This is a genomic window from Flavobacterium sp. YO64, from assembly GCF_004119505.1.
GTDB classification, from domain to species: domain Bacteria; phylum Bacteroidota; class Bacteroidia; order Flavobacteriales; family Flavobacteriaceae; genus Flavobacterium; species Flavobacterium oncorhynchi.
Genome location: NZ_NRQV01000001.1, coordinates 21,136 through 47,390 on the forward strand (window position 1 = coordinate 21,136; position 26,255 = coordinate 47,390).

27 protein-coding genes and 1 tRNA gene are annotated in these 26,255 nt (G+C 32.9%); 16 read left to right on the forward strand and 12 right to left on the reverse strand.

The features are described 5' to 3' along the window. Positions 1-66 precede the first annotated feature (66 nt). Entirely contained in the window at positions 67-471 is a 405-nt protein-coding gene (locus tag BOW57_RS00105; protein ID WP_089052871.1) for a thioesterase family protein, read from the forward strand. Positions 472-502: 31 nt separating this feature from the next. Here the strand turns inward: BOW57_RS00105 and BOW57_RS00110 are convergent, their stop codons facing one another. The 3 genes from BOW57_RS00110 to ribD form a co-directional block, all read right to left on the reverse strand. Continuing rightward, the gene (locus BOW57_RS00110; RefSeq protein ID WP_089053085.1) at positions 503-1,135 is read right to left on the reverse strand and encodes a YigZ family protein; all 633 of its coding nucleotides are present in this window, start codon (positions 1,133-1,135) and stop codon (positions 503-505) included. A 131-nt stretch (positions 1,136-1,266) separates the two neighbouring features. Continuing rightward, positions 1,267-1,869 (reverse strand): HAD family phosphatase, encoded by a 603-nt coding sequence (locus BOW57_RS00115; protein ID WP_129052610.1) that lies wholly within the window; start codon positions 1,867-1,869, stop codon positions 1,267-1,269. Next, on the reverse strand, positions 1,862-2,911 hold the full coding sequence (gene ribD, locus BOW57_RS00120) for a bifunctional diaminohydroxyphosphoribosylaminopyrimidine deaminase/5-amino-6-(5-phosphoribosylamino)uracil reductase RibD (protein WP_129052611.1): 1,050 nt from the start codon (positions 2,909-2,911) through the stop codon (positions 1,862-1,864). The genes BOW57_RS00115 and ribD overlap by 8 nt, the downstream gene beginning before the upstream one ends. A gap of 108 nt (positions 2,912-3,019) precedes the next feature. Between ribD and BOW57_RS00125 the strand changes: the two genes are divergently transcribed. The 3 genes from BOW57_RS00125 to prmC are packed head-to-tail and all read left to right on the forward strand — an operon-like array spanning position 3,020 to position 5,204. Then, positions 3,020-3,505, forward strand: a complete 486-nt coding sequence (locus BOW57_RS00125) for a GNAT family N-acetyltransferase (protein WP_089052874.1) — start codon at positions 3,020-3,022, stop codon at positions 3,503-3,505. Positions 3,506-3,509: 4 nt separating this feature from the next. Next, positions 3,510-4,316, forward strand: coding sequence for a hypothetical protein (locus tag BOW57_RS00130; protein ID WP_129052612.1), 807 nt, complete (start codon positions 3,510-3,512; stop codon positions 4,314-4,316). 33 nt (positions 4,317-4,349) lie between these two features. Continuing rightward, on the forward strand, positions 4,350-5,204 hold the full coding sequence (gene prmC / locus BOW57_RS00135) for a peptide chain release factor N(5)-glutamine methyltransferase (RefSeq protein WP_129052613.1): 855 nt from the start codon (positions 4,350-4,352) through the stop codon (positions 5,202-5,204). A 54-nt stretch (positions 5,205-5,258) separates the two neighbouring features. Here the strand turns inward: prmC and BOW57_RS00140 are convergent, their stop codons facing one another. Next, positions 5,259-6,503 carry an ABC transporter permease gene (locus BOW57_RS00140; protein ID WP_129052614.1) on the reverse strand — a complete coding sequence of 415 codons (1,245 nt, stop codon included), beginning with the start codon at positions 6,501-6,503 and terminating at the stop codon, positions 5,259-5,261. A 242-nt stretch (positions 6,504-6,745) separates the two neighbouring features. On the opposite strand from BOW57_RS00140, the gene hisS reads away from it, so the two are divergent. The 11 genes from hisS (at position 6,746) to BOW57_RS00195 (ending at position 16,804) form a co-directional block, all read left to right on the forward strand. Next, positions 6,746-8,173: a histidine--tRNA ligase gene (hisS, locus tag BOW57_RS00145; protein WP_129052615.1), complete on the forward strand. Its 1,428-nt coding sequence runs from the start codon at positions 6,746-6,748 to the stop codon at positions 8,171-8,173. Positions 8,174-8,322: 149 nt separating this feature from the next. Further along, a tRNA-Trp gene (locus tag BOW57_RS00150) sits at positions 8,323-8,393 on the forward strand. 451 nt (positions 8,394-8,844) lie between these two features. Then, positions 8,845-9,423 (forward strand): nucleotide exchange factor GrpE, encoded by a 579-nt coding sequence (locus tag BOW57_RS00155; protein ID WP_089052879.1) that lies wholly within the window; start codon positions 8,845-8,847, stop codon positions 9,421-9,423. A 74-nt stretch (positions 9,424-9,497) separates the two neighbouring features. Beyond that, positions 9,498-10,607, forward strand: coding sequence for a molecular chaperone DnaJ (gene dnaJ / locus BOW57_RS00160; protein WP_089052880.1), 1,110 nt, complete (start codon positions 9,498-9,500; stop codon positions 10,605-10,607). Positions 10,608-10,768: 161 nt separating this feature from the next. After that, a complete protein-coding gene (locus BOW57_RS00165) occupies positions 10,769-11,713 on the forward strand; it encodes an ABC transporter ATP-binding protein (protein ID WP_089053086.1) in 945 nt (314 codons plus the stop codon). 72 nt (positions 11,714-11,785) lie between these two features. Then, on the forward strand, positions 11,786-13,102 hold the full coding sequence (locus BOW57_RS00170; RefSeq protein ID WP_129052616.1) for an ABC transporter permease: 1,317 nt from the start codon (positions 11,786-11,788) through the stop codon (positions 13,100-13,102). A gap of 109 nt (positions 13,103-13,211) precedes the next feature. After that, a complete protein-coding gene (locus tag BOW57_RS00175) occupies positions 13,212-14,375 on the forward strand; it encodes a sigma-54 dependent transcriptional regulator (protein WP_089052882.1) in 1,164 nt (387 codons plus the stop codon). 101 nt (positions 14,376-14,476) lie between these two features. Further along, positions 14,477-15,142, forward strand: a complete 666-nt coding sequence (locus tag BOW57_RS00180) for a DEAD/DEAH box helicase (RefSeq protein WP_089052883.1) — start codon at positions 14,477-14,479, stop codon at positions 15,140-15,142. 27 nt (positions 15,143-15,169) lie between these two features. Further along, positions 15,170-15,388 (forward strand): putative signal transducing protein, encoded by a 219-nt coding sequence (locus BOW57_RS00185; protein ID WP_089052884.1) that lies wholly within the window; start codon positions 15,170-15,172, stop codon positions 15,386-15,388. A 78-nt stretch (positions 15,389-15,466) separates the two neighbouring features. Next, complete coding sequence (locus BOW57_RS00190; RefSeq protein ID WP_129052617.1) at positions 15,467-16,270, forward strand: Cof-type HAD-IIB family hydrolase; 804 nt, start codon at positions 15,467-15,469, stop codon at positions 16,268-16,270. A gap of 6 nt (positions 16,271-16,276) precedes the next feature. Beyond that, complete coding sequence (locus BOW57_RS00195) at positions 16,277-16,804, forward strand: GNAT family N-acetyltransferase (protein WP_129052618.1); 528 nt, start codon at positions 16,277-16,279, stop codon at positions 16,802-16,804. 106 nt (positions 16,805-16,910) lie between these two features. On the opposite strand, the gene BOW57_RS00200 is transcribed toward BOW57_RS00195, so the two are convergent. After that, positions 16,911-17,429: a hypothetical protein gene (locus tag BOW57_RS00200; protein WP_089053087.1), complete on the reverse strand. Its 519-nt coding sequence runs from the start codon at positions 17,427-17,429 to the stop codon at positions 16,911-16,913. Between the two features lie 489 nt (positions 17,430-17,918). Here BOW57_RS00200 and mtaB point away from each other — a divergent pair, with 489 nt between their 5' ends. After that, positions 17,919-19,253, forward strand: a complete 1,335-nt coding sequence (gene mtaB, locus BOW57_RS00205; protein ID WP_129052619.1) for a tRNA (N(6)-L-threonylcarbamoyladenosine(37)-C(2))-methylthiotransferase MtaB — start codon at positions 17,919-17,921, stop codon at positions 19,251-19,253. 208 nt (positions 19,254-19,461) lie between these two features. On the opposite strand, the gene BOW57_RS00210 is transcribed toward mtaB, so the two are convergent. The 7 genes from BOW57_RS00210 to BOW57_RS00240 form a co-directional block, all read right to left on the reverse strand. Next, positions 19,462-19,971, reverse strand: coding sequence for a hypothetical protein (locus BOW57_RS00210; protein ID WP_089052888.1), 510 nt, complete (start codon positions 19,969-19,971; stop codon positions 19,462-19,464). A gap of 30 nt (positions 19,972-20,001) precedes the next feature. Further along, on the reverse strand, positions 20,002-20,718 hold the full coding sequence (locus tag BOW57_RS00215; protein WP_129052620.1) for a 3-ketoacyl-ACP reductase: 717 nt from the start codon (positions 20,716-20,718) through the stop codon (positions 20,002-20,004). A gap of 113 nt (positions 20,719-20,831) precedes the next feature. Then, the gene (locus BOW57_RS00220; protein WP_129052621.1) at positions 20,832-21,419 is read right to left on the reverse strand and encodes an LURP-one-related/scramblase family protein; all 588 of its coding nucleotides are present in this window, start codon (positions 21,417-21,419) and stop codon (positions 20,832-20,834) included. Between the two features lie 57 nt (positions 21,420-21,476). Continuing rightward, positions 21,477-23,600 carry a VWA domain-containing protein gene (locus BOW57_RS00225; protein ID WP_129052622.1) on the reverse strand — a complete coding sequence of 708 codons (2,124 nt, stop codon included), beginning with the start codon at positions 23,598-23,600 and terminating at the stop codon, positions 21,477-21,479. A gap of 71 nt (positions 23,601-23,671) precedes the next feature. Next, positions 23,672-24,646, reverse strand: a complete 975-nt coding sequence (locus tag BOW57_RS00230; RefSeq protein WP_129052623.1) for a hypothetical protein — start codon at positions 24,644-24,646, stop codon at positions 23,672-23,674. Positions 24,647-24,648: 2 nt separating this feature from the next. Further along, positions 24,649-25,149: an RNA polymerase sigma factor gene (locus BOW57_RS00235; RefSeq protein WP_129052624.1), complete on the reverse strand. Its 501-nt coding sequence runs from the start codon at positions 25,147-25,149 to the stop codon at positions 24,649-24,651. Between the two features lie 211 nt (positions 25,150-25,360). Continuing rightward, a complete protein-coding gene (locus BOW57_RS00240) occupies positions 25,361-26,197 on the reverse strand; it encodes a hypothetical protein (protein WP_129052625.1) in 837 nt (278 codons plus the stop codon). Positions 26,198-26,255 lie beyond the last annotated feature (58 nt).

Consider the following 26,255-nt stretch of genomic DNA (forward strand, 5'->3'; position numbering starts at 1 on the left):
GTCTAATTTTATAAAAAAATGTTGTAAGGACGTTTTTAAAAGTTAATTTTTTTTAATCTGTAAATAATGAAAAATCATCAAACGCAAGTGCGTGTTCGTTACTCTGAAACTGACCAAATGGGGGTTGTTTATCACGGAAATTATGTACCCTATTTTGAAATTGGACGCGTCGAATGGCTTAGAAACAAAGGGATTTCGTATGCCAGCATGGAAGAAAGCGGAATTGGTCTGCCAATTGTTTCGATGCAGATTAATTACAAAAAATCGGCACGTTATGATGAGCTTTTAACAATTCATACTACCTTCAAAAGTCAGTCTTCTGTTAAGATTGAATTCGACTGCGCAATTTATAATGAGTCAAATGAGTTATTAACAACAGCAGTATTTATTTTAGTATTTATTTCGTTAAAATCGGGTCGTCCGACTGCACCTCCAAATTACATTTTAGAATTATTTAAAACACTTGAATAATTGTTAAAATGAGATGTGTTTTAATGTTAATTTATATAATTTTAATATCGATTTCAAACATTAAATCAAAAATGTCGAATACTGATTCGGCATTTTTTTTTCGCGTTTTTGTGATTATTTTGCCAATTGGAAGTCCAGAATCTTCATCCATTTCCATTTCTTGAGAAGTAATTTCGAGTTTTTTTTCTTTTATAACCCGCATTACTTTGTTCATGTTTTTATAATCGAACGAAATTAAAAAATGAACGTCAATTGTTTTTTCAACAATTTCACAAACTTCTAATGTCATTTGCGCCGTTGTTCGATAAGCAGCTATTAAGCCTCCAACACCTAATTTAGTACCTCCAAAAATACGAACCACAACTATAAGAACGTTTGTTACACCAAAAGATTGTATTTGTCCATAAATTGGCGCTCCAGCCGTGTTGCTCGGTTCGCCATCATCATTTGCTCGGTAGGAAATTTTTGGAGCTGTGCCCAATTGATACGCATAGCAGTAATGTACAGCATGCGGATGAAGTTTTCTTAAATTCTCAATTATTGGTTTTACTTCTTCCTCATTTTCTATAGGAAAAGCGTAACCAAAGAATTTGCTGCCTTTTTCTTTAAAAAGCACTTCTTCAGATTCAATTGCTATGGTTTGATAAGTATCGCTGTATTCCAAAATTAAAATTCTAAATTGAGTTTTTGCCACGAATTACACAAATTTTCGCGAATTTTATTAGTGAAAATTTGTGTAATTCGTGGCGGTGTTTTTTAATCCTTTTAATCACATTAATTGGTGACTAAGTATTTTTATAATATTCCTTTATTAAGTAAATCGATAACATCTTCTTGACCAACTTGTAAATTCCAAATATGAAAACCTAATGTAGCTGCAGCATCTGTGTTTTCTTTTTTGTCATCAACAAATAACGTTTGTTCAGGTATTAAATTATGCTCGTCAATTAAATGCTGAAATGAATTTGCATTTGGTTTTCGTTTTCTGATCTCGAATGAAAAATGAACTTTTTCAAAACAATTGTAAAAATCAGTATAAAATGGTACGCCGCTTTTTTTCTCGAAAGTCGCAATATGAATAGAATCAGTATTGCTTAATAAAAACAAACGATACTTTTTTGAAAGCTCTTTTAAGAAGTCTAATCTATAAGAGGGAAAATCAGCCAAAACGGCATTCCAAGCTTCGAGAATTTCTTCAATGCTTGCATTTGGAAGCTGTTTTTGAAAACCAGTTACAAAATCATCATATGAAATATCTCCAGTTTCAAATAATAGATTCAAACGATCAAGATCAGTATTCCATTCTTTTAATCCTAATTTCTGTAATCCCGAAATAGTTCCTTGTTTGTCTAGATTGATAAAAATATCACCAAAGTCAAAAATTATAGTATCAATCATGATTTCTTACATATATTAATTCGTCGTTCTGAATATAAGTTTTTACTTCATTCTTCTTTTTAAGTTCTGGCGCTTTCGTACCTTTTTCAAAAGTATTTTTTCCGATAAAAATTCTAGCTTCGTCCCAAATGTTTTTATCAATAAAAGATTGCAGTGTTTGTTTCCCGCCTTCAATAATTATGGATTGAATTTGGTGTTGATGTAAAACCGATAAAATATTCTCAATCGTATTTTTATTAAAATCAATCTTTTTAAAAAGTGTATTTTCAGTCGAAATAGTATTTTCTGATTTTGTTAAAACAATTGTTTTTACACTGTCATCAAAAACAAAACTGTCTTTTGAAATTCGGTTATTTTGATTTAAAACCACGCGAACAGGATTGTTTCCAGACCAATCTCTAACATTTAATTTAGGATTGTCATCAATAACAGTTTGTGTGCCAACTAGAATTGCCTGTTCTTCACTGCGCCATTTGTGAACTAATTGACGAGAATATTTATTAGTAATCCAAACTGGTTTGCGTTCCTGATTAATTTCTTTTTCAGGAGCTAAATATCCGTCCAGACTTTCTGCCCATTTTAGTATAATATATGGTCTCTTTTTTTGATGAAAAGTAAAAAAGCGTTTGTTGAGTTCGTTACATTCATCTTCCAAAATACCTACTACCACATTAGCGCCCGCCTCAACAAGTTTTCTGATTCCGTTTCCAGCTACTTTTTCATTTGGATCAACAGTTCCTACAACAACATTCGGAATTTTATTTTCAATAATTAAATCACAGCATGGAGGTGTTTTTCCAAAATGGCTGCAAGGTTCTAAACTAACATAAATTGTAGCTTTCTTTAAAAGCGATTTGTCTTTTACAGAACGTACTGCATTTACTTCGGCATGTGGTTCGCCGGCTTTTTTGTGCCAGCCTTCTCCAATAATTGTATCATTATAAACAATTACACTTCCAACCATTGGGTTTGGATACGTTGTTCCGAGGCCATTTTTGGCTAGTTCAATGCAGCGTCTTATGTATTTTTCATGTATATTCACCCTGCAAAAGTAGTTATTTTTGAGTTTAGTCTCAATAATGGTTCGGATTCGATTAATGATCAAAAAAACTATTTTACATTTACAATAGGATTGAATAATATAAGGAAAATGAATAATTGGATTATAAGAAAAATTGAAAATAAAGACAATCAGTCGGTTGCGAAATTAATAAGATCTGTTTTTGATGAAATGGAAATTCCAAAAGTGGGTACCGCATACGAAGATCCCTATTTGGATTTAATGTTTGAAGAATACAGTAAGCCAAATTCGGTTTATTTTGTAGTTGAAAACGATGGTAAAATTTTAGGTTGTGCGGGAATTGCTCCATTAGAAAACAGCGATCCGAAGATTTGTGAATTGCAAAAGATGTATTTTTTGCCTGAAACACGCGGTTTAGGAATAGGAAGTATAATGATGGAAAAATGTTTAGAGCAGGCAAGAAATTTTGGCTTTGAAAAATGTTATATCGAAACAATGCCTTTTATGCATGCTGCTCAAAAATTATATAAAAAATCAGGTTTTGAATATTTAGATGCCCCATTGGGTTCTACTGGGCACGATTCTTGCCCTGTATGGATGTTGAAAAAATTATAAGTTTATGAAAAAAAGTGTTTTTGGTTTTCTTTTGATTTCAATTTTATTTTCTTGTAAAGATGCTAAAGAAGCAAAGTCAGTAAAGAATAACGTAATTGCAAAAGACTCTGTAATCACAACTGACGAAAGTAAAATTACCACATCGGAAGAGGAATTTAAAAATGAATTCAATATTCTGATACCACAAAACTATCGAACTTATGATAATCAAAATCCTGTAACAGCTTTAAATAATAAATGGATTGAGTTGTATCAGGAAAATGACGAGTATTTTTTAGGGAAATCTAATTTTAAAATTGAAAAAGGATACAGCGAATGTTCAGGTGATTCTCTTCTTTCAATTTTGCCTAAAAAGAAAGTTTTACTATTGATGGATTATCCTGAATTGAAAACAGGAAAAGTAAAATCAATAAAAATTGAGGAAGATAAAATCTGGCCCAAAGAAAAGTTGAGTTTTACTTTTGGTAATCTTAATTACACTTTACGTGGAGAAGGAAAAGTTCTTTCGGAGGAACAAGTAAGTACTGACGATGATAAAATAGAGATTTTTAAGAAAGTAGAAGATTATAAACTGTATTTGACCGTTGGTAATAATCCAGAAAAACTGCTGTTGACCGAAATGTCGTTTAACGACACCTTTGTAGAATTGCTTTTTGCAGGAGATATTGACGGAGATGGAAAACTTGATTTTGTTTTTGGGGCAAATAGAAATTACGAAGAAGAACGAGTAATTTTGTTTCTTTCTTCAAAAGCCGAAAATGGAGACTCAGTGAAGAAAGTTTCGGAAATAGCAGTGCAGTTTGACTGCTAATTAAAAAGATTATCTAATAACAGAGATATAAAAATGAAAATTAAACAATACCGGACTCAATTTATAAAAGAATTATCGCCTTTTTATGATGCATATGAAGCGGAGAGTTTTTTCTATTTGATTTTAGAAGATAAACATAAATTAAGACAAATAGATTTAGCATTAAATCATGATTTGACTTTTAGTGAAGCTGATTTTACAGTATGGAATTCGATATTGGAAGAATTAAAAAAAGAAGTTCCAATTCAATATTTACTTGGGAAAACACATTTTTATGGTTTAGAGTTTGAAGTAAACGAAAATGTATTGATCCCAAGACCAGAAACCGAAGAGTTGGTTGAATGGGTTATCAACGAGAATAAAGCGATTGATAAAAAGAAGAAAATTAAAATTCTTGATATAGGAACAGGAAGCGGTTGTATTGCTATTTCACTGGCTAAAAATTTACCAAATGCGGAAGTTTATGCAATCGATGTTTCGAAAAAAGCACTTGAAACTGCGAAGAGAAATGCAATAAGCAATAAAGTTGAAATTATTTTTATGCTTAAGAATGTTCTGGAATTAGAAATTTTGAAATCAAATTATGATATAATTGTTTCCAATCCGCCTTACGTTCGCAATTTAGAAAAAGAAGAAATCAAGAAAAACGTTCTGGATTATGAGCCGCACTTGGCGCTTTTTGTTGAGGATAACGATGCGTTGATTTTTTATAGAAAAATTGCTGATTTAGCAAAAAAGAACCTTTTAGAAAATGGTCAGCTGTATTTTGAAATTAACCAATATCTTGGAAAAGAAATGACGGACTTACTGGAGGAAATGAATTTTAAAAGTATCGAATTACGAAAAGATATTTATGATAATGATCGAATGATTAAAGGCAATATTTAAGTGTTCGGTAAATAGAACATTCTAATGAATCTTCATTGAACTGAACACCTAAATTTATTCGTATCGAAGTGCTTCAATTGGATCTAGCTGTGAAGCCTTAATTGCTGGATATAAACCAGAAACAATTGCAACCATAAAACTGGTTGCAAACGCAGCAAAAATTGCCATCCACGGAATTACAAATGCAAAACTCATTGCGGCAGCAAAAGCAAAACCTACCAAGATTCCTAAAACAATACCAACCAAACCGCCAATTTGTCCTATTAATAAGGTTTCGATAAAAAATTGAACCGAAATAGTAACTTTTGTTGCACCCAGCGCTTTTCTAACCCCAATTTCACGAGTACGTTCAGTTACAGATACAATCATAATATTCATCAAAGCGATTGATGAACCTAGAATAGTAATGATACTTATAATCCACGAAGCCCAACCTAAATATTTGGTGATTCCGAGAATTCTATTAATTAAATCATCGCTTCGTCCAATCCCAAAATTATTATCTTTAACCGGGCTTAATTTGCGAACTCTGCGCATAACACTTGTTGCATCATCAATGGCTTGATCTAAAAGCTCTTTTTTAGAAACCATTACACTCATCGTATAATTAATATTGGGGGCAGTAAATAAAGATCGCGCCACCTGAATAGGAATTAAAACGCGTAAATCTTGACTGTTTCCAAAAGTAGATCCTTTTTCTTTTAAAACTCCAATTACCTTAAAACGAGCGCCTCGAATAGAAATAACTTTGTCAATAGGGTTAACATCTTTCAGTAAGCCTTTTTCAAAATCAGAACCAACTATGCAGGTGTAAGTGTTATTGTCAATGTCAAATTGATTAAACGATCTGCCTAAAGTTGTCTCTAAACCAGAATTAGAAATATAATGTTCATCGACTCCAATGATCGAAATTTCAGGATCAGTTTTAGTATCCTGAAATTTTACCTCCGCTTTTGATGTGGCAGTAAACGAAAGAGAAGTTTCGGTAAAAGGATATTTGTATTTGTTTTTGAAGGCAACAGCTTCTGGATAAGAAATAATAGGATTAATAACTTCACGTTCGTTTCCGCCGCGATTTCGAACCGTATTTGCATACTGTTTGATGTTGAATGTGTTAGCGCCCATTGAAGCGAAATTGGTCGAAACAGTATTCTCGAGTGCCGTTACAACAGTAAGAATTCCAACCAATGCTGTGATTCCGATAGCAATAATTAATACAGTAAGAATGGTTCGCAATAATTGTGTTTTGATAGAACCAAAAGCAATTCGGATATTTTCTTTAAATAATTTTAGCATCATGACCAATTTGTCACGAAAATACGGTTTTTGTTACAAGTTTGTTTTCGAACACGTATTATTTATTTTAAAAAGTAAGATATTTGCAAACTTAATTAAGTCGAAAGTTGGAAAGTTATAAAGTCGAAAGTCTAATGAGCCAACAACCTAAAAAGAAAATCTAGAAATAAATTAATTTTAAAGTTTTTAGATTTTAGATCTCAAAGAAATCTAAAATCTAAAATCAACAATCTAAAATAAAAAAGATGGCTTCAAAACCAAGCATTCCACAAGGAACAAGAGATTTTTCGCCTGCAGAGGTGTCAAAACGTCAATATATAATTCAGACGATAAAAAATAATTTTGAAAAATTTGGTTTTCAGCCCATTGAAACACCTTCGTTCGAAAATTCAGATACCTTAATGGGGAAATATGGAGAAGAAGGGGATCGTTTGATTTTTAAAATATTGAATTCAGGGAATTTTTTCTTCAATAAAAATAAAATTGAATTACCAGAATCTATAGCGTCACTACAAGTTAATTCAGCAGAAACTATCGATCTTAATCAAAGAATCGAACTGAATAAATTTACAGGAAAAATTTCTGAAAAAGCACTTCGTTACGATTTAACAGTTCCATTTGCAAGATACGTTGTACAGCACCAAAATGAAATTGAATTCCCTTTTAAAAGATATCAAATTCAACCTGTTTGGAGAGCTGATCGTCCGCAAAGAGGACGTTACAGAGAATTCTATCAATGTGATGCCGATGTTGTTGGCTCAAAGTCACTTTGGCAGGAAGTAGAGTTGGTTCAATTATATGACACTGTTTTTACTTCTTTAGGATTAGAAGGTGTAACTATTAAAATTAATAATAGAAAAATATTATCTGGAATTGCTGAAGTTATTGGTGCTTCTGATAAATTGATAGATTTTACAGTTGCTCTTGATAAACTGGATAAAATTGGTGAAGACGGCGTGAAGAAAGAAATGATCGAAAAAGGTATTTCTGAAGAAGCGTTGGTAAAAGTACAGCCGCTTTTTAGTTTTACAGGGACATTTGCAGATAAAATCAAACAGCTTTCAGAATTATTAGCGTCATCTGAAGAAGGAACAAAAGGAGTTGAGGAACTTAAATTTATTTGTGACAATGTGGCAACTTTAGGTTTGTCTACCGCAATTTTAGATCTTGATGTGACACTTGCCCGCGGTTTAAATTATTATACTGGAGCTATTTTTGAAGTTGCAGCACCAAAAACTGTTTCAATGGGTTCGATTGGCGGCGGCGGAAGATACGACGATTTGACGGGTATTTTTGGATTAAAAAATATGAGTGGTGTTGGAATTTCTTTCGGATTAGATAGGATTTATTTGGTTTTAGAAGAACTGCAGTTATTTCCAGAAACCGTTGCGGCAACTTCAAAAGCATTGTTTATTAATTACGGAGATAATGAGGCTTTGTATGCTTCAAAAGCCATTCAAAAATTAAGAAAAGAAAATATAAAAGTAGAATTATATCCTGATAATGTAAAAGTGGGTAAACAGTTTCAGTATGCTGATAAGCGTTTGATTCCGTTTGCTGTAATTGCAGGAGATCAAGAAATCGCTTCAAATTCTTACGCACTTAAAAATTTAGTGACAGGAGAGCAGATTTCTGTAGATTTTGAAGGATTAAAAAAAGCTTTGCTGAGTTAATACTTAACCGTAAAGAGCACAGAGTGTTATGTGTCGTTTTGCGAGGGTTTTGCTCTATATTGCTGGGATTAAAAGGAATTTCTTTTTAAATCTCTTCGTAAAATAGTTGCTGGTAAAGAAAAAAACTTTTAATTTGCCGACCTTAAGTTACGGGCGTAGTTCAAGGGTAGAATAGCGGTCTCCAAAACCGTTGATGGGGGTTCGAATCCCTCCGCCCGTGCAATATTTTTTACGGTAAAGGACACAAGGATTTTATCTAAGATATTATCAAAAAAGTTCGCAAAGCTAAATCAATACAAAGCTTTGCGGACTTTTTTTTTGAAGCCAAGAGTAAAAATCTTAGCGTTCTTTGCGGTAAATTTTTCTCAAAAAAGCATAAAAAAAAAGCTTCGTCTCTCTATAAGGCGAAGCTTTTTTTAATATAAGGTAAACTTGAATTAATAATTATTTATGAGGCCGAAGCCAACCCTTAAATTCAATTTTGATAGGTAATAATTTAGTTTCCAATTTTGAACTCAAATTTAACATAAACTAAAACGTAATAGTCTTAAAATTATACTAAATTTTAATTTAGGGATTCGGTTTTTAAAACTCTCATAACTAATAAAGTGACAATTTGACATTTTATAAGATTTGGCAGTACTTTTGCAATCCAACAGAAAGAATAAAAAATGAAGTTTAAAAATATTTTTAAAAATAAAAGTAATATGACTACGGAAAATACAGAATTCGATCAGGAATTAGATGATGTAACGTTAGAGAACAATGCCAACGGTGAGCAGTTAATTGTTGAAGAATTAAGTGTTGAAGAGCAATTGGCTCAAGACTTGGCAAAAGAAAAAGATAAGTTTTTGAGATTATTTGCCGAATTTGAAAATTACAAAAAAAGAACTTCAAAGGAGCGCATCGATTTATTCAAAACGGCAAATCAAGACGTTTTGCAAGCAATGCTTCCTGTTTTAGATGATTTTGACAGAGCAACTGTAGAGATCAATAAATCTGACGATGAAAATTTGAAAAAAGGAGTTGAGTTGATTCATGAAAAATTGAAAAATACTTTAATTTCTAAAGGTTTAGAGCAGGTTGAGATTAAAGCAGGTGATGCTTTTAACGCAGATATTGCTGAAGCAATTACTCAAATTCCAGCTCCTTCGGATAAATTAAAAGGCAAAATTGTTGATGTTATTGAAAAAGGATACAAATTAGGAGACAAGATTATTCGTTTTCCTAAAGTTGTTGTTGGAAACTAAAATGCAAATAGATTCTAGAAATCAGTTTTTAAATTGAAATTTGGAATTTGTAGTATTGGAATTTAACCTAAATTATGAAAAAAGATTTTTACGAAATACTAGGCATTTCTAAGAGTGCTGATGCTGCCGAAATAAAAAAAGCGTACAGAAAAAGTGCGTTGAAATATCACCCGGATAAAAATCCAGGCGACAAAGAGGCAGAAGAAAACTTTAAATTAGCGGCAGAAGCTTACGAAGTATTAAGCGATCCTAACAAAAAAGCAAAATACGACCAATACGGACATCAAGCATTTGATGGTTCTGGCGGATTTGGCGGTGGTCACGGCGGTATGAATATGGATGACATTTTCAGCCAGTTTGGTGATATTTTTGGTGGTGGATTTGGCGGTTTCGGAGGCGGAGGCGGAGGTCCTCGTCGCGCTAAAGGAAGTAATCTTCGAATTAAAGTGAAACTAACTTTAGAAGAGATTGCAAATGGTGTAGAGAAAAAAGTAAAAGTAAAACGTAAAGTTCAAGCCAAAGGTGTAACGTATAAAACTTGTACGACTTGTAATGGTCAAGGGCAGGTTATGCGTGTTACAAATACCATTTTAGGAAGAATGCAGTCAGCATCAACTTGTCCTACTTGTGGAGGTTCAGGTCAAATTTTAGATAAAAAACCTTCTGAAGCAGATGCACAAGGAATGGTGGTAGAAGACGAAACAGTTTCTATCAAAATTCCAGCTGGTGTTGTTGACGGAATGCAGTTGAAAGTTTCTAACAAAGGAAATGATGCGCCAGGAAATAGTATTCCAGGAGATTTAATCGTTGCCATTGAAGAGTTAGAACACGAATTCTTGAAACGCGAAGGCGAGAACATTCATTACGATTTATACATTAGTTTTCCAGAAGCTGTTTTAGGAGCTTCAAAAGACATCGAAGCAATTAACGGAAAAGTTCGTATTAAACTGGAAGAAGGAATTCAATCTGGAAAAATCTTAAGATTAAAAGGAAAAGGAATTCCAAGTATAAACGGTTACGGAAGTGGTGATTTACTAGTTCACGTAAACGTTTGGACTCCAAAAACATTAAATAAAGAGCAAAAACAATTCTTTGAAAAAGCTCTAAATGATGAACATTTTGTACCAAGCCCGGAAAAATCAGAGAAATCATTTTTCGAGAAAGTAAAAGACATGTTCTCATAAGCCGCACTTTTTTTGAAGATGTACATAAAATCAAAACCCATTCTAAACATAAATAGAATGGGTTTTTTGCGTATTATAATGTAGATTCCGTGTGAATTATTTACTTTTACAGACTGTTGGCAAAAATAAAAAAGCCACTGAAAGAAAACCTAAAAAATAAAATGAGCAACTTACTCGAAGTACATAAAGTCGTAAAACAATATGGCGATTATGTAGCGCTTAACGAAGTTTCATTAAATGTGCCAAAAGGCAGTATATATGGACTTTTAGGACCTAATGGAGCTGGAAAAACTTCTCTTATCAGAATCATCAATCAAATTACAATGCCAGACAGCGGTGAAGTAATTTTAGATGGCGAAAAATTACAGCCAAAACACGTTCAAACTATAGGATATCTTCCCGAAGAAAGAGGTTTGTACAGCTCGATGAAAGTGGGAGAGCAGTGTTTGTATCTGGCACAAATGAAGGGACTTTCTAAAGCTGAGGCAAAGCAGCAGCTTGAGTTTTGGTTTGATCGCTTAGGTATTCAAGGCTGGTGGAATAAGAAAATTCAAGAATTATCTAAAGGAATGGCACAAAAAATTCAGTTTGTGGTTTGTGTATTGCATAAACCGAAACTGCTGATTTTTGATGAACCTTTTTCAGGGTTTGATCCTGTAAATGCCAATATTATTAAGGACGAGATCTTGGCTCTGAAAGAAGAAGGAGCTACTATTATTTTTTCGACCCATAGAATGGAAAGTGTTGAAGAGCTTTGCGATCATATAGCTTTAATTCATAAATCAAATAAATTGATTGAAGGAAAAGTAAGCGACGTAAAACGTCAGTTTAAAACCAATAGTTTTGAAGTTGGAATTTTGACTGACAATGTCGAAGGTTTGATGTATGATATTACACAAAAATTTACCGTTTCGCCAGCGAATTTCAAGTCTTTAAATGACGATCTAAAATTAAATATCCAAATTGGAAATTCAGCTCCAAACGAATTATTGAATGTGCTGACACAACGTGGACAAGTAACGCACTTTGTAGAAAAAATTCCAAGTGTAAACGATATTTTTATTCAAACAGTTACCGAAAATAAAAAACTAAATTCCAATAATTAAATTCCAAATTCCAAATTTGAGACAGAAAAAGTTGGAATTTGGAATTTTAGATTTGAAAATTAAAAAACATTTATGAGTATCATCTCGTTGATTATAAAAAGAGAATTCATTGCAAAAGTTCGTAATAAATCTTTTGTTGTCATGACTTTTTTGAGTCCGCTTTTATTTGTCGCGATAGCTGTATTTATTGGCTATTTGAGTTCGATGAAAGCAGAAACAAAGCGTATTGCAATTCATGACGAAACTGGGCTTTTTGCGGCAGATTTTTTAAAAGAGAATAAAAAAGGCGCCGAATTTAAATACTTTAATTTATCTGAAATTGAAGTAAAAGCTTTAAAAGACAGTATTACAAAAGAAAATTTCAGCGGTTTAATAGTTATTCCAAAAACAGCTGATATTAAAGATTTAGAAAGTAAAATTGAATTTATTTCAAATAATAGTCCAAGTATTTCTTTTGTAGAAAACACACAAGATATCATTGGCAATAAAATAACGAAACTAAATCTAGAGAAAGCAAAACTAGACACTTTAGCAATTCAAAAAGCACAGTCAGATGTCAATATTCATTTGATAAAAGCATCTGGAGAAGAGAGTTTAAAAGGCTTGAACGAAATAAAAATTGCAATTGGAGGCGCTTTTGGTTATTTGATTATGATGTTTATTATCATTTACGGAAACATGGTAATGCGAAGTGTAATCGAAGAAAAAACCAATCGAATTATCGAAATCATTATTTCATCAGTAAAACCATTTCAGTTAATGATTGGTAAAATTGTTGGAACTTCATTAGCTGGAATTTTACAGTTTATGATTTGGGCAATTATTGGTTTAGGATTAATGTTTGCTGCTTCGACATTTTTTGGAGTTAACGTTGGTCCAACGGCTAGAATTTCGCCAGAATTAATGCAATCAGCACAGCACCAACTTTCGGGTTCAGCACAAATGTATATTACTGAATTATGGAATCTGCCAATTGCGAGTATTATAATTGGATTTATAGTTTATTTTATTGGAGGATATTTTCTGTACAGTTCATTCTATGCGGCAATTGGTGCAGCAGTTGACAATCAAACAGATTCTCAACAGTTTTTACTGCCCATTTTAATGCCTCTTATTTTGAGTGTCTATATCGGATTTTTTACAGTTGTAAATGATCCTCACGGGACAGTTGCAGTTGCATTTTCAATGATTCCGCTTACCTCGCCAATTGTTATGCTTATGCGTATTCCGTTTGGCGTGCCGTGGTGGCAAATTGCAATTTCGGTATCATTATTGTTTGCTACCTTTTTCCTTGTCGTTTGGTTTGCTGCAAAAATATACCGCGTAGGTATTTTAATGTACGGCAAAAAGCCAACTTGGAAGGAATTGTATAAGTGGCTTAAATATTAATTTTTAAAGCTACTAAGGTACTTAGGTTCTAAGATGCTAAGATTTTTTTAGCTTCTTGCAGAAAAACCTCAGAACCTTAGTATCTTAGAACCTCAGAACCTTAAAAAAAATGAGTAAAATACTAATTATCGAAGACGAAGCAGCGATCAGAAGAGTTTTGGTAAAAATATTATCAGAAGAAAATGATTCCTATAAGGTAGATGAAGCAGAAGACGGTGCTGCAGGTCTTGAAAAAATAAAAAACAACGATTACGATTTGGTTTTGTGCGATATCAAAATGCCAAAAATGGATGGTGTTGAGGTTTTAGAAGAAGCAAAAAAAATAAAACCAGAAATTCCGATGGTTATGATCTCTGGTCATGGCGATATGGAAACAGCAATTCATACCATGCGTTTAGGAGCTTTTGATTATATCTCAAAACCGCCGGATTTGAATCGTTTATTGAATACAGTTCGTAATGCTTTAGACAAAAAACAATTAGTTGTTGAAAATAAAATTCTAAAGAAGAAAGTCAGCAAGAATTATGAAATGATAGGCGAGAGCGAATCAATTAATCATATTAAGGTGATGATTGATAAAGTAGCTCCAACAGAAGCCAGAGTTTTAATTACAGGTCCAAACGGAACAGGTAAAGAATTAGTCGCGCATCAATTGCATGAAAAAAGTGAGCGCTCTAATTATCCTTTAATTGAGGTGAATTGCGCTGCAATTCCGAGTGAATTAATTGAAAGTGAGTTGTTCGGACACGTAAAAGGTGCTTTTACATCAGCAGTTAAAGATCGTGCTGGAAAGTTTGAAGCTGCTGATAAAGGAACTATTTTCTTAGATGAAATTGGAGATATGAGTCTTTCGGCGCAAGCCAAAGTTTTGCGAGCACTTCAAGAAAGTATGATTACTAGAGTGGGAGCTGAAAAAGACATTAAAGTAGATGTTCGTGTGGTTGCCGCAACCAATAAAGATTTAAAAACAGAAATTGCCGAAGGCCGTTTTCGTGAAGATTTATACCATCGTTTGGCAGTCATTTTAATAAAAGTGCCGCCATTGAATGAAAGACGTGATGATATTCCAGCTTTGATTAAGCATTTTGCAGAAAAAATTGCTTCAGAACAAGGAAATGCTGTAAAAGGATTTTCGGCACAAGCTATAAAATTATTACAAGAATACGATTGGACAGGGAATATTCGTGAACTTCGAAATGTAGTTGAGAGATTGATTATTTTAGGAGGAAGTGAAATCTCTGAAACTGATGTGAAAATGTTCGCAAGCAAATAAGTGCTTCGCGGAATAGGCTATAAGCTTTAAGCTTTAGGCTGTTAAAATTATAAATAATTTTTGCTTACGGCGTATAGCTTAAAGCTTAAAGCATAAAAAAAATGAAACTAAAAAAAATAAACGAGAAATTACAAGACGCCCTAATTGAAAATGGTTTAACAGAAGCAAATGCTTTACAGCAGGAAACTTTTTCGACTATAAAAAGCGGTGCGGATTGTTTGATTGTTTCTCCGGAAGGAAGTGGTAAAACAACTACGATTGTATTGAATGTTATTCAGCAATTGGCAGGAAAAACCGAAGAATCGCCTCGTGCTTTGATTATTGTTGAAGATAAAGAAAAGGTTCTTGCAATGGAAGAACTTTTTGAAAAGTATGGAAAGTATACTAATCTTGAGGTTTACGGTGTACATGATAAAGGCGACATGGATTACGATAAAAATTATGTTTCTACGGGAATTGATGTTTTAATTGGTACACCAAATAAATTAAGCGACATGTTTTCGACGGCTGGTTACAATGTAAACCGTTTAAAAATGTTTATTTTAGATGATGCTGATCCTATTTTGAAATTGCGTCATGAAACTAAAATAATGCGTATTTCAAACAGTATTGCAAAAACACAGCGTATCGTTTTTGCTGAAACTTTGACAGAACGTATCGAGATCCTGACAGATAAAATGCTGTTAGAACCTTATTTTTTCGATATGGATGAAGAAGGTGAAGAAGAATTGGATGAGGATGAAGAAGATATCGAAGAGGAAGAATAGTCAGAAATCAGAAAAAAATAAAGTGTTATGGGATTAATGAAAGTGTATTCAGGAAGTGAAGTATTAGCAATTGCTTTGCAGGAAAGATTAGAGGAAGCAGGAGTAGAAACAGTTAAAAAAGATAATATTCAATCGTCTCGTTTAGGAGGTTTTCCTCGTACAGATCTGGCTGTTGAGATTTTTATTCAAGAAACAGATTTTGCAAAAGCAAATCCAGTTATCGAAAATTTCAGAATGAGTATTTAAAAAGTTATCAGTATTCAGTCTGAAATGAATAGTTTTAGTAAGGCAGAATGAATACGAGAAACTGAAAACTTAAAAAGCATGCAATACAAAATGTTAGTTCTCGACATGGATGATACCTTGTTGACCGACGACCACAAAATATCTGATTTAAATAAAAAAGTACTTTTAGAAGCTCAGGCAAAAGGTGTTTATGTCGTTTTGGCTTCTGGAAGACCAACTTCTGCCATGACGGCTTATGCTAAGGAATTAGAATTAGATTTGAATGATTCATATATCATTTCATTTAATGGTGCTATTATAAGTCAGGCAAAAGATGATCAAATTTTATTTGAGCAGAAATTAACGGTTAAGCAAATTCACGAATTGTATGATTACAGCGTCAAAACAAAAACGCATATCATAACCTATTTGGATGATGAAATCATAAGCGAAACAGATTCTGAATATATTGAGGTTGAAAAGGAAATTACAGGAATGGCGCATCGCAAAGTGGTAAGTTTTAAAGATTACATCGATCGACCAGCTGTAAAATGTATTTTACTGGAAAACCCTGCCTATTTAAAATCTGTAGAAAATGATTTGATTATAGAAATGCCACATTTAAGCGTTTCGATGTCTAAACCATTTTTCTTAGAAGCAGCACAGCAAGGAATTGATAAAGCGGCTAGTTTAAAACTTTTAGCTGAAAAACTAAATATTAATCAAAGCGAAATTATCGCTGTTGGAAACGCAGGAAATGATTTAACGATGATCGAATATGCTGGATTAGGAGTTTGGGTAGATAATGTAACACCTGAATTACGTGATAGAGCAGATGTAATTGTAGCTTCAAATAATGATAACGGCGTTGCCGAAGTAGTACAAAAATTTATTCTAAATTAATTTTAGATGAAAAAACCAATCGAAACGGAACGCTTACTATTACGCGAAGTAATTGTCTCAGATGTTGATGGAATGTTTGAATTAGATTCTAATCCGAATGTTCATATTTACATTGGAAAGAAACCTGTTACTACCATTGAACAGAGTGCAGCATACATTGAAAATCTTCAGCAGCAATACAAAGATTTTGGAACTGGACGCTGGGCTGTAATTCTAAAAGAAACAAATGAGTTTTTAGGTTGGTCTGGGATTAAATTTATTACGGATGAAATTAACAACCATAAAAATTTCTACGAAATTGGTTATCGTTTTATAGAGAAACATTGGGGCAAAGGATATGCAACCGAAGCAGGAAAAGCTTTTATAGAGTATGCTTTTGATAATTTAAAAGTTGATGCTGTTTATGCCTATGCAGATGCGGGCAATGATAATTCAAGAAAAATACTCGAAAAATTAGGTTTACGATATGTAAATTCTTTTGAATATCAAGAAGAATTAGAAGTTTGGTATGAGTTAAAGAACCCAAACTTATAATGTTGTTCTAAGAATTGTGTCCCAAATCTTTGTAAACTTATCTCGTTTAAGATTTGCAAAGATTTGGAAAACAGCTCGAAGTTTTTGTAAATACCTGAAAAGTATTTTATTTTTTAGCTACAGAAACAAAATATTTATTTCCGTCTCCCATTGTCAATTTAACACGCTCGTCGCATAAATCAATCGCAAAGTTTGCACTTTCGTAGCAGCTGCAAGTTGTGTTTTTGTCTTTAGACATTTCAGTTTTACAATTGTTATTTTTAAAAGTAGCCAATTGAGGTGTGTATAAACTTACCAAATCAGTTGAAGCTGTTACTAATGAAATAATACTTGCTGAGTTATTGTTTGTAATTCTGTAAACAATTCTGTCTGTATAGTTTACTTCGTTTACAGTAACTTTACGAATATAAGTATAAGCTGTAGATCCTTCTCCTGGTTCTTTTACTTCAAATTTAAATCCAACAGCACGAATGGCAATATCAAATTGAGACTGCGAATTTAAGCTCGCCCAAGTTGTTAAGGTACTGATAGACGGAAATGGATTTGCAGCAGGAGTATTAGTTTGCGCCTGCGAACTAAAAATGGTTAAGAACATTAAGCAGATTGTGGGTAAAAATGCTTTCATAATGGAATTTGTAATTTTTAATTGTTGCCTACTCTTTCTGGTTTTCGGCGTTCCCATGCTTTTTGTAACAAAACAACAACATAACGATTGAATTTCAAAATAGTTATGCTCGAATTGTTATAATATTACTAATAACGGTCATTTTTTTAGAATCTTAATTAAATCTTGCTAAAGACTTAAACAAAGTTAAATGTAAGAAAATTTTAAGCCATAACTTGAAAAAAATGCGCTTTACCGATATAATTTGCACTTAATCGATGTTTTTGTCATTTTATTCTTATTGAATCCTGATTTTGTTTTTTTACAATTAATTATGCCTGCGATTTGCGATATGGTTAATTAAGATGATTTTAAATAGGTGTTTAATGCAAAATATTGATATATAGTGTATTATTGATTTTATTTTAAAGAATATTGTACGTAAATTTGCAAACTCTTTAAAAGAGATATAAATATAATATCTTACTGCTTAAAACGTAGTGTGTTCCCATGGAAAATAGAAAAAAAGTTGCTTTTTATACGCTTGGATGTAAACTGAATTTTTCAGAAACGTCTACAATTGCCAGAAATTTTAATGACGAAGGATTCGACCGCGTCGATTTTGAAGATGTAGCAGACATTTATGTAATCAATACTTGTTCTGTAACAGATAATGCCGATAAGCAGTTTAAGCAGGTGGTAAAGAAAGCAATGAAACTTAATGATAAGGCATTTGTTGCAGCCGTGGGATGTTATGCGCAGTTGAAACCCGAAGAATTAGCAAATGTTGACGGAGTTGATTTGGTACTTGGCGCTACAGAAAAGTTTAAGATTACAGATTATATTCATGACTTAAGTAAAAATGATATGGGTGAAGTTCACTCATGCGAAATTGCTGAGGCTGATTTTTATGTTGGAAGTTATTCAATAGGAGATCGTACTCGAGCTTTCTTGAAAGTTCAAGACGGCTGCGATTATAAATGTACGTATTGTACAATTCCTTTAGCGAGAGGAATTTCAAGAAGTGATGCTTTAGAAAATGTATTGCAGAATGCCAAAGAAATCTCGGCTCAAAATATTAAAGAAATTGTTTTAACTGGAGTTAATATTGGAGATTACGGAAAAGGAGAGTTTGGAAATAAAAAACATGAACATACTTTTCTGGAATTAGTTCAAGCTTTAGATAAAGTTGAGGGTATCGAACGTTTAAGAATTTCATCGATCGAACCAAACTTGTTGAAAAATGAAACGATAGAATTTGTTTCGAAAAGCCGCACCTTTGTACCGCATTTTCATATTCCATTACAATCAGGAAGCAATGATATCTTGAAATTAATGAAACGCCGTTATTTGCGTGAAGTGTATACTGAACGAGTGAATAAAATTCGTGAAGTGATGCCTCATGCTTGTATAGGAGTTGATGTAATTGTTGGTTTTCCGGGAGAAACAGATGAGCATTTCTTAGAAACCTATCATTTCTTAAATGAAATGGATATTTCGTATTTACACGTTTTTACCTATTCTGAAAGAGATAATACAGAAGCCATAGGTATGCCTGGAGTTGTTCCTGCAAATGTAAGAGCAAAAAGAAGTAAAATGCTTCGCGGTTTATCTGTAAAAAAACGTCGTGCCTTTTACGAAACCCAATTAGGAACAAACAGAACAGTTCTTTTTGAAGGTGAAAATAAAGAAGGTTATATTCATGGTTTTACAGAGAATTACGTAAAAGTAAAAACACCATGGAATCCAGAACTTGTAAATACCTTGCAAGAAATTAATTTGACTAAAATTGATGAAGACGGAAGCGTTCGTTTAGAGTTTATAAATAAATTAACGGAAGCTTAAAAACATAATTTAGTTTTGACAAAGTTAATGTGATATTGATATACGCAAAGTATTGTCATTTCGACCAAAGAGAGAAATCACACTAGTGAGTCGACAAAGATTATTGATTTTTAATGTGAAATTACGAGTGTGATTTCTCCTCCGTCGAAATGACAAAAAACAACAAAGCCCTTTTTATAAAGGGCTTTGTTGTTTTATAATAAAAAATCTACTTCTGGTTTTCGGGAATTACTAATTTCAAAGAATTAATATAATCTGTATCAAATTCAATAACTCGGATTTTTTGCGGATTAAAACTTAATTCTCCGCCAAATTGACCTTTTGTATCCAAGAAATCAATTATAAGTTCTTCGTCGTTTAAAGAAATTAATTTTCCTAAATAAGCTGATTTTGCTGATTTTTTAGAAATTTGAAAAATACCGTGTTTATTGTTGATGAAATTTAAAATCGAATTTAAATCCCGAATCGGAATAATATCTTCGGCATTTGTTTTTAAACCTTTTAAGCGAATCACTTTTTCTATAAAAGCCAAATCCTGATCTCTATGAACAGCTTCGATATTTTTATTTTTTAAAATGACAAAACCATCCAAAATGTAATCAACAGGATTGTTTCGAAGCAGAATCCAGTCATCAGAATAGTCAATAAGAAATCCTGTGAAAATTTCTTTTTTATCCTGAAATTCTATTGCTATTAATTGTCTTAAATATTGTTCCATCATATACTTTTAAAGTTGGGATTTGTAACTTTAAGGGTTGGTTGACCAAATACTGCTGTTTTTTATAAATACTCTGCGGTTTAGTTTTAACTGCGCAATAACTAATTCTGCAATATCTTCAGATTGCATCACTTTTTCAGGATTCCCATCAGTTAAGTTTAAATCTTTTGCCATATCTGTTGCAACAGTACTTGGAGTTAAAGCAGTAACACGAATGTTGTGTTTGCGCATTTCCTGCATTAAAGAATCCGTTAAACCCAAAACTGCAAATTTAGAAGCACTGTATGCACTTGTTAAAGCATTGCCGTTTAAACCAGCTGTTGACGAAATATTAATAATGTCTCCTGTTTGTCTTTCGATCATATTAGGAATTACAGCGCGTGTTGCGTAATAAGTTCCCATTAAATTTACTTGAATGATTTTTTCAAAAGCAGCAGGTTCTAGATCAAGGAATTTTCCAAAAGAAGCAATTCCTGCACTGTTGATTAAAATATCAATATGTTTAAACTCAGCTAGTGCTTTTTCAACGGCACTATTTATAGAATTAATGTCCGATACATCTGCAGAAAGAGCTAAAGATTTAACGCCTAAATCATTCGTTTCATCTGCCAATTGATCAACATCGGCTTGAGTTCTTGAAACAAAAATGACGTTTACGCCTTCTTTTGCCAAGGCAATTGCAATTGCTTTTCCAATTCCTTTTCCAGCTCCTGTAATAAGAGCATTTTTATTTTTTAAGCTTGTCATGATTTATTGTTTAGAAATGCCGAAAGCATCATTTTAAGTCTTACAAAAATAAAGCTTTTGCAAACTAAAATGATGCTTTCAAGTATTTTCTTAATCTAAGTTTAACAACTTTGTTATTCTTTCAAAACCATATCTATACACATTACGGCAGCAAGAATTAATTGTCTAAGCGAACTGTCTGATGCTACATTGTCTTCGATTTGAAGTACATAATTGTCAGCACTGGTGAAAAACTCTTTACCTAAACCAGCCCATTTTTTACTTACTTGAGCAAGTTGCTTGTTTTCGTGTGAAAATTTAAAATCCCAGCCCGTCCATTTTCCTTGTAATGTCGCAACAGGTTTTTCATTTTTATCCATGATTTCAAACTTTCCTCCAATAGAAAAGAACTTTTGTTTAAAGGTTCCTACTAATCTGTCTTTCTCATCAAAAATTTCAACCGTTGAGCGAAACACTGCAATACCTCGTTTTACTGAGATTAATTTTTCTCCAGAAGCCGTTGTAATTTCAACATTAAAAGGAGTCATTCTTTTATAATCTGTGAAACGCAGCATTTTTGTGAAAAAACCAAGATTGTTCTCACGACAATTCATAGTTATTTGATTCGTTTCAGGATTATAAATATCATAGTTGTTAGCAGCTTTAAACATTCCGACATGTTCTTTTACTAAAAATAGATTTTGGCTTAAAATTGGGTTCATACGTTTACGAAAAAATTAGTGTTTAGATTTTAGAACCCAAATGTAATAAAATATTTATTAATTATACTGCTTTGAAGTCTCTACAAGACGGATAAATTCAGCTTTATAACCTTCGCCGTCATTTGAAATTCCTTGTTTGGCTAATTTCACAATTTCTTCTGATGATTTGTCAGCAATCAATTTAGAATCTCTTAATTTTAAACCAAACCAAGCTACAGCTGAACTGAATTTTAAATCATCACTTGCTTTGTCTAAAGCAACCAATTTATTGTCAATAACCTGAATCATTTCAATGCTTTTATCGCCGTCAGGTTTTTTATAACGGAATTTTATTGTCGCCAGTTCGCTGCTGTAATTAGCAGAATTAGTTTCCGTTTTAGTGTATTTTAAATCATCCGGCTGCACATTTAAATAATCACTTTTTACGCCAGCTGGAATAATTTCATACAAAGCCGTAACGGTATGATTACTCCCTAATTCTCCTGCATCAATAGCATCATTTTTAAAATCTTCTGGACGAAGTTTTCTATTTTCATAACCAATTAAACGATACGCCTGAACTTGTTTTGGATTAAATTCGATCTGAATTTTTACATCTTTAGCAATCGCAAACATTGAGCCTTTAAATTCTTTCCCTAAAAAACGATTGGCTTCTTGAATATTATCAATATAAGCATAATTTCCGTTTCCTTTATCAGCAAGAATTTCCATTTTGCTGTCTTTGTAATTTCCCATTCCATAACCCAGGCAAGTTAAGAAAACGCCAGTTTTTCTTTTCTCTTCGATTAATTTTTCCATATCAGAATTAGAAGAACTTCCTACGTTAAAATCTCCGTCAGTTGCTAGAATCACGCGATTATTGCCATTTTTAATAAAATTCTCAGATGCAATTTTATAAGCAAGTTCAATTCCTGCTCCACCGGCAGTACTTCCTCCAGCTTCTAATTTATCAAGCGCCTCAATTATTGTTTTTTTCTCATCTCCAGAAGTTGGTTTCAAAACCATTCCTGCTGCTCCTGCATAAACTACAATTGCAACTTTGTCTTTTGCACGTAATTCATTTACCAATATTTTTAAAGATTGTTTTAATAAAGGCAGTTTATTCATATCGCTCATCGATCCCGAAACATCAATTAAGAAAACAAGATTTGAAGCTGGTAAATCATTTGTTGGAATGTTTTTTCCCTGCAAACCAATTTTCAGAATTTTGTTTTTTGAATTCCAAGGCGAGTCACTTACTTCAGTGTTAATAGAAAACGGGTGCTGGTCTTTTGGCTGCGGATAATTGTATTTAAAAAAGTTTACCATTTCTTCAACACGTACGGCATCTTTTGGAACTTCTTGTCCGTTGTTCAGAAAACGTCTAATATTAGTGTAAGAAGCATTGTCAACATCTATAGAAAATGTAGAAAGCGGAGCTGTCTTTGGGCTTTCAAAAGCATTCTCAACAAAAGTATCATAATCTTCCTGAGTTGGTTGAGCTGGAATTGGTCTAATAATGTTTAATTTTTTGTCTAATTCTTTTTCCGAAAGATTTTTATAAAGTTCATTTTTAGTGACAATTACAACGGCTCCGTTTGCAGCTTTACTGCCATAAAGAGAGGCAGCCGATTCGTCTTTTAGAACTTTTACATCATCAATATCATTCGGATTAATTTTTGCCATTTGATCTGCTTTTACAGGAACACCATCCACAATGTACATAGGTTCATTTTTAGGAGAAATTGACTCAACGCCTCGCATAGTAACACTCGGAGCTGCGAGATATTGGTTATTTGATGAAACTGCAACGCCTGCTGCCGTACCTCGAATCATCACTACGGATCCTGTTGTCATTTTCTTTTTTGTAGCAGCATAAGCTGTTGTAACAACTTCTTGCAGTTGGTTAGCACTTTCTTTCAATGTAACATTAATTACATTCGAATTTTTTACAACAACATTTTCAGTATTCATTCCAATAAAACTAAAAACGAGAATGTCTCCTTTCTCAGCTTTAATAGTATATTTTCCGTCAAAATTGGTGACAGCAGATGTTTTTGATTTTTTAATGAAGACGTTAGCGCCGGGAAGCGGAGCAGAATTTACATCTATAACTGTTCCTGTAATAGTTCTTTGCTGTGCCATGGTTACGAAACATATAAGCATAGCAATGCCTGATGAAATAAGTTTTAGACTTTTCATGATAGTAAGTTTTAAGAATTAATGTTCGGATTTAGCTTTGTCAAAGCTGCAGACTTTGACAAAGCTTGGAATTATTTTTTCGGAGTAGGTTTCCCTGTTTTTGTAGTAATTATGACAACTCCTTTTTTACCTTTTTCGCCATATTTTTCTGTAGCTTCAAGGTCTTGTAAAATGGTTATTGTTTTAATGTCCTGTTTGTCTAAAGGCGCATATGGACTCGTTGGGTTATTGCCAAATAAATCATTTTCTGAATAATAAATTCCATCAATAATATATAAAGGTTCGTCAAGAATTACAAGTGAATCTACGTTTTCGGGATTTAGATTCGGAAGCTCATCCTGCATCATTTTGTCTTTTTTGGCATCATCGCTGTGAGCTACTGCATTCCCATTCAAAATTACTAAAGGCGTACTTTTTTTAACGCTTTGAAATTGTTTTGCGGCATAAGTGACTTTAGCCGATTCTTTGGCTTTTGAATATCTAGCTGCTGAGACTGTTTCTTCTTTTGCAAACGCAGCATTGTCTTGTTCTTCAGCATAATTTTGTTGAACTGGGGCAGCAAGTGCAGGAGCTGAACCAACAGGTTCTGTTAAAACTATTTTATCTGCTAAAGGCTCTATCGATTGTGCATTTGGAGCTGCTGTTTCATGAATGGCAACAGCTTCTTGTCCTTTATTTTGTTTTTCTAAAATTTTAGCAGCTTCTTCATTTGAAATAAGTCCGGAACCAGAAGAAGGAATTGTATTTTCTTGATTTAAAACAGGTTCTTTAGATTTTTGTTTTTCATTTTCTTGAATTACCACTTTTGGAGATTCAGTTACAGCATTGTTATCTGAAAGAAAAAATTGGGAACCTAAAGAAATCAATAAAAGAAGAGAAGCAGCAACAGCAATTTTTTTCCACAATGCGATTGTTTTTTTATCTTCTTTTTTGTCCAGTTTTTCTTCAACGCGTGACCAGACCTTTTCCATTCCTGGAAAGTCTTTAAACTCGGCATTTTGCGAAGCTTGTTTTATTTTATCGAATAATTTATCTTGATTGTCCATGACTATTTTGCTTTTTGATAATAGAGTTTATTAACCAGTTCTTTTAATTTGGTTTTTGCGGCATTCAATTGTGATTTTGAGGTGCCCTCGGAGATCTTTAGCATTTCGGCTATTTCTTTGTGCGCAAAACCTTCAATAACAAAAAGGTTAAATACTGTTTTACAGCCGTCTGGAATATGGTTTAATAAATTAAGTAAATCTTCTTCTTCCAATGTTGTTAATTCATCTGTTGAAGGCTGCGAAATCAGCTTAACATCGTCAAGATACATATTGAAGTTTGTTTCTTTTCTAATGGTCGCCAAACAGTGATTTACCGTTATTCTTCTTGCCCAAGCTTCAAAAGCATACGCTTCTTTCAATTGATCCAATTTGGTGAAAATGGTAAAGAAAGAATCTGCCAAAGCTTCTTCGATTTCTTCTTCCTTTTTTAAATATCGTTTGCAAAGGCGGTACAGCTTTGGCGCCATGTATTCGTACACCTGACGCTGGGCTTCACGATGCATTTTTTTACAGTTTGCTATTTGAGTCTCGTTTATCACAATTGTTGTCTTTCTTATATAGAGAGAGAAAAAGATAAAAAGGTTGGGACAGGGGTGAAAAAATATTAAAATATTTTTTTTAGGTTCAAAGTTACAAAGCTACAAAGGCTCAAAGGTTTTATTGTAGAGACGCACCGCAGTGCGTCTTCATGTTATTATTGTAGTAGAATAGTTTTTATTTAATTGGCAGCGTCAACTTATAAATCTTAGTTTCTAAAACTTCTGTGTCATTATCTTCGCAAAGCAAGAATTCAATTTTATTGTTTTCTTTTTTGTAAAAAGTTAAACCTTCAAATTTATTAGTTGAAGTAATTTTTTGAGTAAAATCTATTTTCATGGTTTTTTGATCGATTCGGCCAATGAAACTTCCTAAGATTTCACCGTCATCGTAAGTTGATTTAGTGTTTTCGACTGTAGAAAGAAAATAGATTTTGTCTTCGACTAAAATTGCATCAGTAAAACTGGAACGAATACCTTTTATTTTTGGAAGTTTATAATTAACAGAAATTAAAGCAAATTCTTCACCAAGACTTTTGGCGTGAATCGTAAAAATGGTGTTTTTGTTTGAAACTCCATTGCCGCGATTAAACAAATACCAGTTTTCGCCGTCGAAAATAGAACCTTCTAGATTGAAATCTTCTGGTTTTATTTCTCCAAAATTTTGCATTAAACCGTATAAATCGACCAAATTGTTTTTTTGTAAAACAGTTTTAGATTTAAGGTCGAACTCAATCATTTTGTTTCTATTTTCGGTTGAACCAGAACCAAAAACATATAAAGTGTCATTATGATTTGTCAGCGACTCAAAATCGGGTTTTAAGTTTTTTGGAATATTCTGTGTTGGATTGTCAATTAAAGCGTGTTGATTTAATTGCTGATTCTGTATATTGTATTCGTATAAAAATCCACTGTTGTCGCCAATTACATAAAGTGCATCATTATTATAAAATAATCCTGATGCTGAGCCGATTCCTATGATTTGAAATAATATTTCTAAAGTGAATTTTTCCATGAATGTTGTTTTGAAAAGTATTGCAATGAATAGCAGTTCCGATAGTTATCGGAATTCG